General features: G+C 70.9%; 14 protein-coding genes and 1 pseudogene. 7 read left to right on the plus strand and 8 right to left on the minus strand.

Going from position 1 to position 12,934, the window contains the following annotated elements; all coding sequences use genetic code 11:
- Positions 1-169 precede the first annotated feature (169 nt).
- Complete coding sequence (locus ACGFZQ_RS36535) at positions 170-688, minus strand: cupin domain-containing protein (RefSeq protein WP_393843972.1); 519 nt, start codon at positions 686-688, stop codon at positions 170-172.
- A 129-nt stretch (positions 689-817) separates the two neighbouring features.
- On the minus strand, positions 818-1,756 hold the full coding sequence (locus ACGFZQ_RS36540; RefSeq protein ID WP_393843973.1) for an alpha/beta hydrolase: 939 nt from the start codon (positions 1,754-1,756) through the stop codon (positions 818-820).
- Positions 1,757-1,880: 124 nt separating this feature from the next.
- On the opposite strand from ACGFZQ_RS36540, the gene ACGFZQ_RS36545 reads away from it, so the two are divergent.
- Positions 1,881-2,957: a helix-turn-helix domain-containing protein gene (locus tag ACGFZQ_RS36545; RefSeq protein ID WP_393843974.1), complete on the plus strand. Its 1,077-nt coding sequence runs from the start codon at positions 1,881-1,883 to the stop codon at positions 2,955-2,957.
- Positions 2,958-3,130: 173 nt separating this feature from the next.
- Here the strand turns inward: ACGFZQ_RS36545 and ACGFZQ_RS36550 are convergent.
- Both ACGFZQ_RS36550 and ACGFZQ_RS36555 read right to left on the minus strand, forming a co-directional pair.
- A pseudogene (locus ACGFZQ_RS36550) lies at positions 3,131-3,335 on the minus strand (lipocalin-like domain-containing protein); the annotation flags it as partial.
- Positions 3,290-3,820, minus strand: a complete 531-nt coding sequence (locus tag ACGFZQ_RS36555; protein ID WP_393843975.1) for a prenyltransferase/squalene oxidase repeat-containing protein — start codon at positions 3,818-3,820, stop codon at positions 3,290-3,292. The gene ACGFZQ_RS36555 and the pseudogene ACGFZQ_RS36550, both read right to left, overlap by 46 nt.
- A gap of 77 nt (positions 3,821-3,897) precedes the next feature.
- On the opposite strand from ACGFZQ_RS36555, the gene ACGFZQ_RS36560 reads away from it, so the two are divergent.
- Positions 3,898-4,446: a LuxR C-terminal-related transcriptional regulator gene (locus ACGFZQ_RS36560; protein ID WP_393843976.1), complete on the plus strand. Its 549-nt coding sequence runs from the start codon at positions 3,898-3,900 to the stop codon at positions 4,444-4,446.
- Between the two features lie 14 nt (positions 4,447-4,460).
- On the opposite strand, the gene ACGFZQ_RS36565 is transcribed toward ACGFZQ_RS36560, so the two are convergent.
- Complete coding sequence (locus ACGFZQ_RS36565) at positions 4,461-4,946, minus strand: winged helix-turn-helix transcriptional regulator (protein ID WP_393843977.1); 486 nt, start codon at positions 4,944-4,946, stop codon at positions 4,461-4,463.
- Positions 4,947-5,086: 140 nt separating this feature from the next.
- Here ACGFZQ_RS36565 and ACGFZQ_RS36570 point away from each other — a divergent pair, with 140 nt between their 5' ends.
- Positions 5,087-5,905 (plus strand): enoyl-CoA hydratase/isomerase family protein, encoded by an 819-nt coding sequence (locus ACGFZQ_RS36570; protein WP_393843978.1) that lies wholly within the window; start codon positions 5,087-5,089, stop codon positions 5,903-5,905.
- A 282-nt stretch (positions 5,906-6,187) separates the two neighbouring features.
- Positions 6,188-6,373, plus strand: a complete 186-nt coding sequence (locus tag ACGFZQ_RS36575) for a hypothetical protein (protein WP_393843979.1) — start codon at positions 6,188-6,190, stop codon at positions 6,371-6,373.
- 27 nt (positions 6,374-6,400) lie between these two features.
- On the opposite strand, the gene ACGFZQ_RS36580 is transcribed toward ACGFZQ_RS36575, so the two are convergent.
- The 3 genes from ACGFZQ_RS36580 to ACGFZQ_RS36590 all read right to left on the minus strand — a co-directional run bounded on the left by ACGFZQ_RS36580 (position 6,401) and on the right by ACGFZQ_RS36590 (position 8,854).
- Positions 6,401-7,201: an enoyl-CoA hydratase/isomerase family protein gene (locus ACGFZQ_RS36580; RefSeq protein ID WP_393843980.1), complete on the minus strand. Its 801-nt coding sequence runs from the start codon at positions 7,199-7,201 to the stop codon at positions 6,401-6,403.
- A gap of 179 nt (positions 7,202-7,380) precedes the next feature.
- Positions 7,381-8,334, minus strand: a complete 954-nt coding sequence (locus tag ACGFZQ_RS36585) for a catalase family peroxidase (protein WP_393843981.1) — start codon at positions 8,332-8,334, stop codon at positions 7,381-7,383.
- Between the two features lie 25 nt (positions 8,335-8,359).
- On the minus strand, positions 8,360-8,854 hold the full coding sequence (locus ACGFZQ_RS36590) for a VanZ family protein (protein ID WP_393843982.1): 495 nt from the start codon (positions 8,852-8,854) through the stop codon (positions 8,360-8,362).
- Positions 8,855-9,425: 571 nt separating this feature from the next.
- Between ACGFZQ_RS36590 and ACGFZQ_RS36595 the strand changes: the two genes are divergently transcribed.
- From ACGFZQ_RS36595 to ACGFZQ_RS36605, 3 genes are all read left to right on the plus strand, one after another.
- The gene (locus ACGFZQ_RS36595) at positions 9,426-10,592 is read left to right on the plus strand and encodes a sensor histidine kinase (protein WP_393843983.1); all 1,167 of its coding nucleotides are present in this window, start codon (positions 9,426-9,428) and stop codon (positions 10,590-10,592) included.
- Complete coding sequence (locus tag ACGFZQ_RS36600) at positions 10,589-11,239, plus strand: response regulator (RefSeq protein WP_393843984.1); 651 nt, start codon at positions 10,589-10,591, stop codon at positions 11,237-11,239. Before ACGFZQ_RS36595 ends, ACGFZQ_RS36600 begins: the two co-directional genes overlap by 4 nt.
- Positions 11,240-11,392: 153 nt before the next feature.
- A complete protein-coding gene (locus ACGFZQ_RS36605) occupies positions 11,393-12,781 on the plus strand; it encodes an NAD(P)/FAD-dependent oxidoreductase (RefSeq protein ID WP_393843985.1) in 1,389 nt (462 codons plus the stop codon).
- The last annotated feature ends 153 nt before the right edge of the window (positions 12,782-12,934 follow it).

Consider the following 12,934-nt stretch of genomic DNA (forward strand, 5'->3'; position numbering starts at 1 on the left):
GGAGTAGCGCTCGGTCGAGGCGGCCGGGGGCGCGTACGCGCAGGGCCGCCCCGCGGACGACCGCACGGACAGCACGTGACGGGGCTCCCGGAAACCCGGGAGCCCCGTCACGGCTTCGTTCGGCGTTCCGAATTCCCCCACTCCGGAACGGTGTGACGACGAGTCAGGACTACTCGGGGAGCATGATGGTGCCCGCGAGCTCGTTCATGGCCTGGTAGCGCGCCAGCTGGTCGTCGTCGATGATCGCCGGCGGCAGCTCGCCCGGCCGGGCCGGAGCTGCGTAGTCGGCGATGATCTGCTCGGGGCCCGCCGGAGTGAACATGAAGATCATGCGTGCGGCATGGTTCGCCTTGTTCGTGAACCGGTGCCGGACGCCCCGGGGAACGTGGATGAAGTCCCCCGCGACCGCCGTGAACGTCTTCTCCCCGTCGAGGAACTCCAGTTCCCCGTCGAGGATGTAGAAGGTCTCCTCGCGATCGGGATGTGCGTGGGCGAGAGGTCCGCCGCCGGCTGGAATCGTTCCCTCGATGAAGCCGAAGCCGCCGTTGGTCTGCGCGCCCGTCGCCTTGATCGTGTAGACGTCACCGACCGCCCACACCGTGGGGCCCTTGCCCGACGGCACGTAGAGCGCGCCGCTCTTCTTCCACAGCGGATCGTCCGCCGGCAGGGTGTCCAGGGAAAAAGTCATGAGAGTCCCACCTATTTGTATTACTGGAATGGGTAAAGGTGCCTGCTTGTGCTTTGTGCACCAGAGGACGCGTCTCGACAGAGGCGGCCGGGTACGCGTCACTCACACCGGGACGTCGGTCTGCCCGGCCTACAGGCCGCGACGGAGCGCGTCGAGCCCCTCGGCGATCATGCGCTGGCTCACGGCTGCCTGCGGCACCAGCTGGGCCGCGCCGTGGAAAGTGCCGGGGAAGTGGTGCAGTTCGGTCGGCACGCCCGCGATGATCAGCCGCCGGGCGTAGCCCAGATCCTCGTCGCGCAGCGGGTCGAACTCGGAGGCCGTGATGTACGCGGGCGGCAGGCCGGCCAGGTCCTCGGCGCGGGCCGGTGCCGCGTACGGGCTGACGTCGTCGCCGCCGCGCAGCCCCCTGCCACCGAGGTAGTAGTCCCAAGACAGTTCCGCGTTGCGGCGGTTCCAGCCGGGGATGTCGATGAGGGCGTGCATGGAGGCCGTGGCCAGCCGGTCGTCCAGCACCGGGACACCGAGGTACTGCATCTTCAGAGCGGGCCCGTCGTGGTCCCGAGCGAACAGCGCGACGGCCGCGGCCAGGCCGCCGCCCGCGCTCTCTCCGCCCACACCGATCCGGTCGGGGTCCACGCCCAGTTCGTCGGCGTGCTCCGCGAACCAGCACAGGGCGGCGTAGCAGTCTTCCAGAGGCGCCGGGAAGGGGTGCTCCGGGGCGGTGCGGTAGTCCACCGACACCACCACCGCGCCCACTTCGGCGGCGATGCGGACCGTCTCGGTGTGGAAGAAGTCCGCGAGCCCGATGACGAAGGCGCCCCCGTGCATGTACAGCAGACCGGGCAGCTTCCCGGTGCGGTTCGCGGGCGTGTAGATGCGCACGCCGACCTCCGGGGCGCCCTGGAAGCCCGGCACCGTGATGTCCCGGACGTCGACCGGGGCCGGCGGGTCGTAGGGCGCGGGTTCCATGAGTTCAGCCTGTGCCCGCATCTTCGCCACGTTCGCGTAGTCCACGTCGGCGAGCAGTGGCACCCACGGAGCGAGCTCGGGGTCGAACAAGTACGGCATTGTCTGTTCCTCCTGGGGGGTGCACCCCCAGTCTCTGTGAGTCGCCGGGTGGCCGACCAGCCGTCATCCGGCGGTCATCCGGCGGCGGCATCCGCCGGTTGGCGGATGCCGTAGGCTTCGCCGTGTGAATGGCCTGCTCCTGCGTCTGTCAGCTCTCGACGCCGATGCGGAGAACGCCGTGCGGGTGATCGCGTTCTTCGACACCCTGATCTCCACCCGGGCCACGCTGCGCACTCTCGTACGCGAGACGGCCCGCCTCGCCGAGTGCGCGGTCGGCGTCGCGGACTGCGAACTGGGGGTATGCCTGCGCTCCGATGCCGCGGGGCAGGTCATCGCCCACACCCCTGAGCCGGTCGGACCCGCCGTGCGGGAGATCTCCCCGAGCAGCCGGGTGTGGCTGGAACGCGTCGGCGAACCGTTCGCGCTGGACACCATCCTGCTGGAGCGGTTCGCGTTCGCCGCAGCGCTCCTACTGGACCGCACGCGCGGTCCGCTGCCCGAACCGGGCGACGAGGCCCTGGTGGAGCTGGCGCTGTCGGCCAGTGCCGGAGAGGCCGAGCGGGCCCGGGCGGTGCGCCTGCTGCGGTTCGACCCGTCGGCCGGGGTGCACGTCCTGGCCGTGGCCGCCGCGCCCGGAGACCTCAGACACCTCCTGCGCGCCCTGGCCGCCGCTGATCCGGGTGTGCGCAGCGCGTCGATCGGGCCTGTGCACGTGGTGCTCACCCGCTCGTTGCCCGCAGACCTGCGGGAAGCGGCGGGGGAGGGAGTGCGGATCGGCGTGGGGGACGCGCTGCCCGCGATCGACGCGCCTGAGTCCTGGCGGCAGGCCCGTACGGCGCTGCGGTTCGCGACCCGGGAAGGTCCGCGTCCGGCCGTGGTCCAGGCCGGACAACTCGGCGCGCTGGCGGCCATCGCGGCACGGCTGCGCGCGGAGGACATCGCGAAGGTCGCCGACGTGAGCGTGCTGGACGCACTCGCCACCGACCCTCACGGCGCGGACACCCTGACCGTACTCGCCGCCTTCTGCGCGACCGGCTCGGCCCGCAAGGCGGCCGCCCAGGTCTACCGGCACCACAGCACCGTGACGGCCCGGCTCGCCCAGGCCGAGGCCCGGCTCGGCTTCTCGTTCGGCCCTCCGGCCGGACGGCAGCGACTCGAACTCGCGATCCTGCTGAGGCAGCTGCGCGACACCGCCGAGTGACGGCCCACCGGCCGCATCCGGCGGTGGGGACGTCGAACCGGTTCCGACGGTGGCGTCTGGCCGGGCTCTGGCCGACCGCTCGGTGACGGGGCGCGGTCCGCGTCGCCCGCCGTCTGGCCGTTGCTCATCCAGTACCGGTACAGGCACAGGGCGGCCTCGTGCACAACGGTGTCGCCGTCCGGCACCCGGAACGTGCCGGTGTACGCCAGGTAGTGGCGTGCCGCCTCGGCCAGTTCCTCCGGCCGTCCGTACTCCTGTCGCTCCTCGTCAAACAGCGGCCGGTCCGGGGTCGTGATCGGACATGTACCCGTCGGCGGTGTACATGATCAGGCTCAAGGGGTGTTCACCGTACGGTCGCACCACCTCGCCGTCGTCCACGGCGGTGGCCTGGCAGGAGACCAGAAGCCAGGTTCCGATGAGGCGGACGCCGCCTTGCGCAGTGCGGCGGGCGCGTCGTCACGGACGGTGGCGCAGGCCAGCGTGGCGCGGAAGACGGCGTTGGTGAGGTTGCGGCTCCAGCCGCGTTCCAGCACGCCGGCGGGACCACCCTGGCTCACGATGAACGCGACCCCCCGCTCCGCGACCGCGCGGTGGGCAGGATTGCCCGCCAGCGCGTTCACCGCCGCCGTCATGGCCACCTCGGAGGGAGCGCCCGCGGCGAAGGTGGGGAATCCGCCGTCGGGATTGCGCCGGGCGAGGAGATAGGCCTCGGCGCGCTCGATCGTCGCCGTGTGCGTCCGCGGCGCGGCCGTACGCAGGAACTCGATGGCGTAGGAGGTGTCGTCGACGTCGCTCTGCCGTACCCCCACGGTGTATCCGAAGCCGCCGTCCGGGTTCTGCTGTGCGGCGAGAGCGTCGGCCATCGAGGCGATCAGTGGGGCGGGGGTGCCGCTGGTGGCGAGCGCGAGTCCGGCGAACGCCGTGGCGAAGACGTGTCCTCATGGACATCCGCATGCCGCTCATGGACGGCATCGAGGCCACCCGTGTCCTGCGGGCCCGCGCGGAGCCCCCCGAGATCGTCATACTCACCACGCTCGCCACCGACGGTTACGTCCTGCGTGCCCTGCAGGCGGGCGCAGGAGGGTTTCTCCTCAAGCACACCCAGCCGCAGGACCTCGTAGCCGCACTGCGCAAGGCGGCCTCCGGGGAGCCGGTGTTCTCCCCGGAGGCCCTGCGCCAGCTCGTCGACACCGTCGCCGTGTCTCCCGACGAGGACCGGGCGGCACCGGGCGCCACCGGGACCCGCGGGGCAACCGGACCGGGCGGCCAGGACGTCCACGACGCACGGGAACTGCTCGGACGGCTGGGCGCCCGGGAGCACGAGGTGTCCCTCGCCGTCGCGGAGGGGAAGACGAACGCGCAGATCGCCGCCGAGATGTATCTGAGCATCCCGACGGTCAAGGCGCATGTCTCCCACATCCTGGCCAAGCTCGAACTGAACAACCGCGTCCAGATCGCCCTGCTGGTCTACCGGGCCGGCCTGATCTGACCGCTGCCGGCCCGTCAGGTTCCGCGGCGGGCGGCAGAGGCGTCGACCGGGCCGCCGAGGTCGACGTCCCGCAGCGGAGTCTCGTGGCCCTGCTCGTCGACGAAGGCGACGTGCAGGGCTTGGCCGTCGGTGCGGCTGACCCGGCCGACGAGCGGCCCGTCGGGGTGGGGACAGTACTGGTCGCCCCACTGCTGGAGGGCGCCGAAGACCACCATGAGGTCCTGTCCGGCAGGGGTCAGGCGGTAGGCCATCCGGGTGCGGCTGCCCGCCTCCTGGTAGGGGAGTCTGTCCAGCACCCCGCCCTCGACCAGGGTGCCGAGCCGGTGGGTGAGGACGTCACTCGCCACCTGCAGGCGGTCTCTGAAGTCGGAGAAGCGGGTGGCTCCCTGGAGCGCCTCGCGCAGTATCAGCAGGCTCCACCGGTCGCCGAACACCTCCAGGGCGCGGCCGATCGAGCAACGTGTCCCCTCCGCGCCGAGGTGAGGGCTCCTGTTCGTCATACGACCAGCCTATCCCTGAGACGGTTTTTCCAATTCAGATGCTAAGTTGGAAAACAGGTTTCAGCATCTGTGCCGTCCGGAGGACGTCGTCGACGCTCAGCACCGGAAACGCACTTCGTCACCGCAAGGAGCAATCCCGCATGAGCAGCCATGAGCAGTTCGCCGTCGAAGAGGTCAGCCCGTCCTACTGGCGGATCACCTTCTCCAACGGGGAGGTCAACCTGATCGACCCCGACACCGTCGAGCAGCTCGCGGAGCTGGTCACCCGCATCGAGCAGGCCCCGGAGCTGACCGCCGTCGTCTTCCGCAGTGTCAACCCGGACTTCTTCATGGCGCACTGGGACTTCCTGTCGGACCGCTCCCGCGTGGCCGCCATGAAGCCGGCGGCCTCGGGGCTGCACCCGTACGCCGACAACATGTACCGCCTGGCCAAGGTGCCCGCCGTCACCATCAGCGAGATCAACGGCCGTGCCCGGGGCGGCGGCAGCGAGTTCGTGCTGGCGACGGACATCCGGTTCGCCGGCCCGAACGCCGTCCTCGGTCAGTTCGAGGTGGGTGTCGGATCGGTTCCCGGCGGAAACCCCAGCGGCCGGCTGCCCCACCTGGTGGGCCGGGGCCGCGCCCTGGAGATCCTGCTGGGCGGCGACGACTTCCCCGCCGACCTCGCGGCCGAGTACGGCTACGTGAACCGTGTTCTCCCGGAAGGCGAGCTGGAGCGGTTCGTCGACGCCTTCGCCCGCCGCATCGCCGGCTTCGACAAGTCGGCCGTCGCCCAGACCAAGGCCCTGGTGGACGCCGAGTCCCTGCCGACGGAGGAATCCCACGGCGCCAGCCTCATGGCCTACTTCAAGTCCGCGGGGCGTCCCGAGAACGCCCACCGCGTGCGCTCCCTGTTCGAGCGCGGGCTCCAGAAGCCCGACGGTGTGGAACTCGACCTCGGGCGCCGGCTGGCCGAGTAGCCGCCACGGACGGCCGCTCGGGCACGGACACCGCCCGGAACCGACGCGGGGCCTTCGGACCGGAGCCGAGGGCCCCGTTTTCCTCGACTGCCCGGGAAAGGCGTATGCGATGACGTTCACCCGTACCGACGGGGAGACACCCGCCGAGGAGCCACGCTGGCCGGCTCCTCGTGCCGGACGGACCCCCGACGCCACGACCGGCCATCACCATGACCAGCGGGTTCGGCGGCATCAAGGACCAGCGACCGGAGCCCTTCGCCAGGGCCTTCGGAGGCGGGCTTCGTGGCACTGGCCCACGACCATCGCACCTTCGGATCCAGCGGCGGCACGCCACGCCAGGACGTCGACCCGTGGCGGCAGATCGCCGACTGGCGCCGTGCCGGGCGGACACTTCTCGCCCTTCTGGAGGAGTTCGCCACGGCCGGCACGGCGGCCGTCGACTGGTTCGCGCGCCACCTCTCGTCCTGACCCCGGCCACGGCGCCGTGGCCGGGTCCTACTGTTCGGCGATGTGCTCGCCCAGGCGGAGTTCGAGTTCACCGCGCTGCTGCATGCCCCGCTCCATGAGCCGGCCGATCCTGGTGTGCGCCTCCGGCCAGGTCTGCGAGGCGCGGAAGGTGTTCTGGCCGGCTTCCAGGTCCGCGTCGGACGGCAGGGTGGACCGGTTGACCAGCGCCTTCACCTCGGACAGCGGCTTGTGGTCGAACGAGGCGATGCGGGTGGCGAGGCGGTCCACATAGGCGTCCAGCTCGGCATCGGGCAGTGCGCGGTTGATCCAGCCGTACCGCTCCGCCGTCGCGGCGTCGAAGTCGTCGGCCCCGGTGATGATCTCCAGCGCGCGCCCCCGTCCGACCAGCCGGGGCAGCCGTTCCGTGGCTCCGCCGCCGGGCGTCACACCGGCGCCCACCTCCGGCTGCCCCAGCACGGCGTTCTCCAGGCTGGCGAAGCGCATGTCGCAGGCGAGCGTGAACTCACAGCCCACCCCGCGTGCCCGGCCGCGGACGGAGGCGATGCTGATGACAGCGGACCGGGCCATGCGGGTGGTGGTGTCGCGCCAGGTGGGCCCGGTGTAGGGCACCTCGGGCGGCAGCATGTCGAAGTGCGCCAGAAAGAAATCCGGATCCGCGCTGTCGAAGACCACCACCTTCAGGTCTTCGTCCGCCTCCATCCGGTCGACGAGGTCGCCGAGTGCCGCGAAGACCTCGTAGGTCACCAGGTTGATCGGGGGGCTGTCGAACGTCACGCGCCAGTACGACGGTGAGCGCCGGACGATCCTGAGGGGGAGAGATGTGGCCATGATCGGCATCATACGGTGGCATTCCATATGATTCCGGGCACGATAGGTGCGCGGTGGAGACCCGGAGCCACTGCGCGTCGCCCCTCCCCGTGGCGGGGCATCGCTGTGCCCCACCGACTCCCACCGAGGGGCGGCCGACGTACTGCCGGATCCCGCCGCCGGTCACGGCCCCGGCGCACTCAGCGGTGGGCCGCCCGGCGCTCGTGGGAGACGGCGTAGGCCTGGCTGCGGAAGGCCAGGACCGGGTCGTCGGAGAGTTCGACACCCGGCGTGATCCGGGTGGGGTCGTAGACCTGTTCCGCCCAGTGCTCCTGGTCCGCGACCGGGCCGGTGATCCGCAGGTGCCCCGCGACGATCTCCGGGCGGTCGGCCGGCCAGGGTTTGGTCGGGTCGTCCGTGGGGTCGCCGTCCTGGCCGAGCTGGACGCGGAGCGTGAAGCCCGCGGGGCCGTCGGCAAGGCGTTCGACCAGTTCCCGCGCCAGGTACTCGGCGTCCTTGCCGGCCGCGGCCTCCTCCGACAACTCCCGCAGCCCCGCGTCCGGCTCCCAGCGGTAACGGACCGCGCGGCGCCCGCCCTGGGCGTCGACCCAGAAGAAGGCGTGGATGGCCCAGTAGCGGGCGGTCCCGTATCCGACGGGAATGGGCATTCGGCCGGCCTCCTGCAGCCCGCGGGCCGCCGTCGGGTGTGCCGCGACGTACGCCGCGACCTTCGCCGGGTCGGGTGCCCCCGTGACGGGGTCCTTCTTCAGGGCGCCGAGCAGCTCCAGGAACTCTTGGGGGGTGGCCGCGAAGAACACCGGGATGTGGACGGAGACGAGATCGGTGTCCGTGCCGTCCGGGAGCAGGAAGCGCACGGCGAGCCCACGGCCGGCCCTGATCCCGTCGGGCACGGTCGGGTTGGTGTTCGAGTTCGAGAAACGTACGACGGCAGGAACCGGATCCGCCTGGAGGTGGGTGGCCGTCGTGAGGGAAGCGGCCTCGCCGGACGGAGTGAAGGTGGCATCGAAACACATACCTCGGGCATGCACGCGGCGATGTCCCGGGGTAGGTGCCGCTGACGCTCTCGATGGTGTCGACTGCCGTGACGGCCAGAGGGGTTGGGTTGTGAAGGTCCATGGCCGGAGTGTAGTCACCGCCGAACTTGCTCATACGTTTGCCTCACCGTACCCTGGCGGCACTCCCGCTGTCGGCAGCCGGGGGCACGGTGTGCTGTCCTGCCCTTGCCGCGGCGGAGGCGGGCAGCGCCAGGCGCCGCAGCAGGTCGCCGGGGAAGCGCGTCGTCAGGGCCCACCGGACGATGCCGTACCCGATCACACAGCCAAGGGTGTTGACGAGTACGTCATTGACGTCGGCCCCTCGGTAGTTGTTGAAGAGCACACAGCCCAGCACCTGCGAGACCTCGATCGTGATGCTGAAGACGGCACCGTAGACGGCGGCACGCCGCCAGGAGGTGACGCGCCCCGACAGCAGCGGGAGCAGTATTCCCAGCGGAACGGTCATCACGATGTTGGGTACGGCGCTCGGGTCGAGTGTCACCAGCAGGTACCAGTTGATCTGGTTGGTCCAGTCGATGTCGTCGGCGTATCTGCCGTACATGATCTGGAAGGGGAAGAACGTGAATCCGATGACGCCGGCCAGGTACAACGCGGTCACGAACCGGAGGGGAACGAATCTCCACCCCCATCCCGCCCCGGCCCTTGCGCGGATCGCCTGTACAGCGAGGAAGGCGAAGAGCAGGCAGAGAAGGGGACCGAGGACCGGGATTGCCTCGAACCGGTAGTTGACATCGCCCATGACGTGAATTCCTCGGGTTGGTGTCCGGCGGCCCGTACTGGGCGTGGGGACAGGGTGGTGAAGTCGGCCTGAACGCATCTGACCGTTGGGGATCCACGCGAGTGCGACGGCGGACCCTCTCCGGTGTCCATGACCCTGCCGCAGCAGTCCCCGCCGCCGGATCCGGCGAACGGCCGGTTCCACGGCCGCCACTACTCCTTTCGGCCGACCGCGGCGGGCGCCCACCGGACCGAGGCACGTGCTCGCGGGTTCATGGCATGCTCCTGGTGTGATGGACCGCAGAAGCCCATCGGGCGCCATGACTGCCTTTGTCCGCCGAGTGATTCGGATTCCGTGGCACACAGGCCGACCGCGGCCGGCGCCGGGTTCCGAAACGGCGAACAGCACACCGCGGCGTGCGACGACACGTGTGCAGCGTGCACTGCCGTGGGTGGCCTGGGCCGCATGGACCGCGATACTTGGCTGGGCGCTGCTGTTCGACTGGCAGGCCGATCTGCTCGCACCCGAGGGAGCCCGCCTCGCGAAGCTCGGTGTGGCCCTGCTCGCGGTGTGCGCCGTTCTCGCCTCCCCGTGGCTGGGGGGCAGGACACTTCCGTCGGTCGCCGGCCTCATCGGGATCGCGTCACTGGCGGTCTCGGTCGTGTTGTACGCCGGAGCCGGCGGCGACACCGATCCGGGCACGGCGCTGGGTTTGTCCGAACCGGCGGCGCTGCTGTGGCTGTTGCTGCTCGTACCCGTGCGCGCCCGGCGGTGGTGGGTGTCGTGGGCCGTTCCCCCGCTGCTGTGGACCGCGGTCGTGCTGCGCCCGGTCGCGGTCGGCGCGGAGGAACTCACCGTCACCGTCGCGCTCTTCCTCGCCATGGGGTCGACGGCGGTGTCCGGCGTCGGTGCCGCCTGGCGTCTGGTGAGAGCGGACCGGCGCCGTCAGGCGCAGGCACTGCGTCAGGAACAGCGCACCGAGTTCGCCCGGGACCTGCACGACTTCCTCGCCCACCATGTGACCGGCATCGTCGTCCAGGCTCAGGGAACGCTGGCGATCGCGGAGCGGCGGCCCGAACTCGTCGGTCCCTCGCTCAAGCGCATCGAGCAGGCGGGAGCCGAGGCGTTGGCGTCCATGCGGCACATGGTGGGAATGCTGCGTGACCCCGGTGAGAGGGAGCGGGGTCCGGCCCTCACACCGCTGGCGGGAATCGCCGACGTGCGCACGCTCGTGGACGGCTTCGCCGCGGTCGGCGGTCCGCGGGCCCGGCTCGAGATGGAAGGCACCTTCGACGACCTGCCTCTTCAGGTTTCCACCACCGCCCACCGTGTGGTGATGGAGGCGTTGACCAACGTGCGCAAACACTCCCACCGGTCCACGGAGGTACTCGTCCAGGCGGCCCGCGCTGCCAATGGCGGCCTCACTGTCCGTGTCAGTGACGACGGACGGGCCCGTGGCGTGCGCCACCACTCCGGGAGCAGCTTCGGGCTGAAGGGCCTGACCGAACGTGTCGCCCTCATCGGCGGCCACGTCCACGCCGGCCCCCGGCCGGGCGGAGGCTGGAGTGTCGAGGCCACGCTTCCGTCGGCCCCTGCCAGGGTGCGGGCGGTCTCATGACCATCCGTGTGCTGATCGCCGACGACCAGGCGATGGTGCGTGCGGGATTCGCCATGCTGCTGTCGGCCGAGGACGACATCGAGATCGTCGCCGAAGCGGCGGACGGGGTGCAGGCAGTGGAACTCGCCGAACGCCTGCGCCCCGACGTCGTACTGATGGACATTCGCATGCCCCGACTCGACGGACTGGAAGCGCTGCGCCGGCTGACCCGCCCGGGGGCGGCCGATCCGCCGAAGGTCGTCATCGCCACGACGTTCGACGACGACGAATACGTGCACCAGGCCCTGCGCGACGGGGCCTGCGGATTCCTCGTCAAGGACTCCGGACCCGCCCTGCTGGTCGAGGCGATCCGGGCGGCCGCCTCGGGTGAGGCGCTGGTCAGCCCCTCCGTCACGGTGCGGCTGCTCAAGGACCTGAAGCCTCGCAGGAACGGTTCCGAGTCGGCGCGGAGCGTGCTGTCGGCCCGCGAGCTGGAACTCGTCCGTCTGGTGGCCCGAGGGCTGACCAACGCGGAGATCGCCGCCGCGTTGTTCATCTCGGTAGGTACGGTCAAGACGCATCTCGCCAACGTGCAGTCCAAACTCGCCACCCGCAATCGTGTGGAGATCGCCGCCTGGGCCTGGGAGGCCGGCCTGCTCGACCGATGACACAGTGATACGTATCTGGAATTTGCTTTACGTGACAAGTAATATGGGTGTGTGCCGCCCCGTGCCTCTCCGTGCCGGCCGGCGGCCGGAACCGCTCACGCAGCAGCGGACCATCTGGTGGTGACGTGGTCACCACATACCCGAGGAGAATCTGTGACCGAGTCGCCTGTCGACGTCTTCGACAGACTTGTCCAGGTGCGGCCCCCCGAGCACACACCCGTCCTGTTCGACACCGCATGTGTGCTGGGTGGCAGTATCGCCGGACTGCTGGCCGCGAGGGTGCTCGCGGACCACTCCCGCCGCGTGGTGATCATCGAGCGTGACCGCACCGACCCGCAGGGGCTGCCCCGCGACGGAGTGCCGCAGGACCGCCAGGTGCACGGCATACTTCCGGGCGGGGTCGACCAGCTGGAGCGCTGGCTGCCCGGCATCACCGGAGAGCTGAAGGGTCTGGGCGCCGTCTCCCTCGCGCCGGACCGGTCGGTCATGTACATCGACGGCATTGAGCAGCTGCCCAGCCGCGACGTGCACACCCTCAACTGCAGCCGGCCGTTGCTGGAGTTCGCCGTCCGCAACCGCGTGCTCGCTCTGCCCAACGTGCGGAAGGTCACCGCGCAGGCGACGGCGCTGGAGTACGACAACGGTGCCGTCAGTGCGGTGCGCTTCGTGGTGGACGGCGTCGAGGAAGAAGCCGTGCGTGTCGACTTCGTGGTCGACGCGATGGGACGTGCCAGCAGGCTTCCGGACTGGGTCGAGCAGGCGGGTTACAGCAGGCCGCCCCTGCACCGGGTGCCGACGGGCATCCACTACGCGACCGCCATGTTCGAGCGCGCCACCGGACCTGACGCGGCGCCACCGGCGTTCACCGGCACCATGTTCCCGGCACAGCCGGGACCGCGCGGCCTGACCGCGGGCCTGCTCATCCCGATCGAGGACAACCAGTGGATGGTCGGCCTGGTCGTCCACGGCGGGCATCAGCCGCCCAGGACGCTGGAGGAGTTCCGGTCGCTGTGCGACGAACTGCCGCCCGCCTTCGGCAAGGCCGTCGGCGGAGCCGTCACCCGCGAGGTCCTGAACTTCCGGCAGGCGGACAACCGGCGCCGTGACTTCGTGGGGCTGGCGCACTACCCGGCCCGTCTGGTCAGCGTCGGCGACGCGGTGGCCTCGCTCAACGCCACGTTCGGCCAGGGCATGTCGTCGGCCGCGCTGCACGCGTCCTGTCTCTCCGCCTACCTGACCGGTGAACCCGACCTGGGCCTCCCGGCGGCCTGGTACTTCGACCTGCTGAAGGTGGCCACGGACGCCCTGTGGGGACCCTCCGCCGGAAGCGGCGCGGGCGACGCGGAGCCGGCGCAGGACGAGGAGGCGTCGCAGCAGCAGTGGGCGATGGGGCAGCTGATGCAGGCCTCTCTGACGGACGAGACCGTCGCCGACGCCTTCAAGGCGGTGGCGTACATGCGCGCCCACCCGGGGACGCTGGCCGACCCGGCGCTGCTGGAGCGGGCGATCGACGTCAACAAGTCGGCGGACACGGCGTCCTGACCGGGGACGTCCCACAGCCGGCGGCGGGGGCCCCCCCCCCCCCGGGGGGGGCCGGGGGGGGGGGGGCGGCGCCCCCCCCCCCCCCCGGGGGGGAACCCGGCGCCCCCCCCGGGTGGCACGGCGGGGGGGGGCGCGGGGCCCGGACACCCCCCC

Origin of the sequence: Streptomyces sp. NPDC048254 (genome assembly GCF_043201895.1) — a bacterium.
Classification (GTDB): domain Bacteria; phylum Actinomycetota; class Actinomycetes; order Streptomycetales; family Streptomycetaceae; genus Streptomyces.

Coding starts and splice junctions, on each gene's coding strand:
- ACGFZQ_RS36560 (WP_393843976.1), top strand. CDS start 3,898: ATGGACATCCGCATGCCGCTCATGGACGGCATCGAGGCCACCCGTGTC.
- ACGFZQ_RS36535 (WP_393843972.1), bottom strand. CDS start 688: ATGACTTTTTCCCTGGACACCCTGCCGGCGGACGATCCGCTGTGGAAG.
- ACGFZQ_RS36580 (WP_393843980.1), bottom strand. CDS start 7,201: ATGGCCACATCTCTCCCCCTCAGGATCGTCCGGCGCTCACCGTCGTAC.
- ACGFZQ_RS36600 (WP_393843984.1), top strand. CDS start 10,589: ATGACCATCCGTGTGCTGATCGCCGACGACCAGGCGATGGTGCGTGCG.
- ACGFZQ_RS36565 (WP_393843977.1), bottom strand. CDS start 4,946: ATGACGAACAGGAGCCCTCACCTCGGCGCGGAGGGGACACGTTGCTCG.
- ACGFZQ_RS36555 (WP_393843975.1), bottom strand. CDS start 3,820: ATGGCCGACGCTCTCGCCGCACAGCAGAACCCGGACGGCGGCTTCGGA.
- ACGFZQ_RS36570 (WP_393843978.1), top strand. CDS start 5,087: ATGAGCAGCCATGAGCAGTTCGCCGTCGAAGAGGTCAGCCCGTCCTAC.
- ACGFZQ_RS36540 (WP_393843973.1), bottom strand. CDS start 1,756: ATGCCGTACTTGTTCGACCCCGAGCTCGCTCCGTGGGTGCCACTGCTC.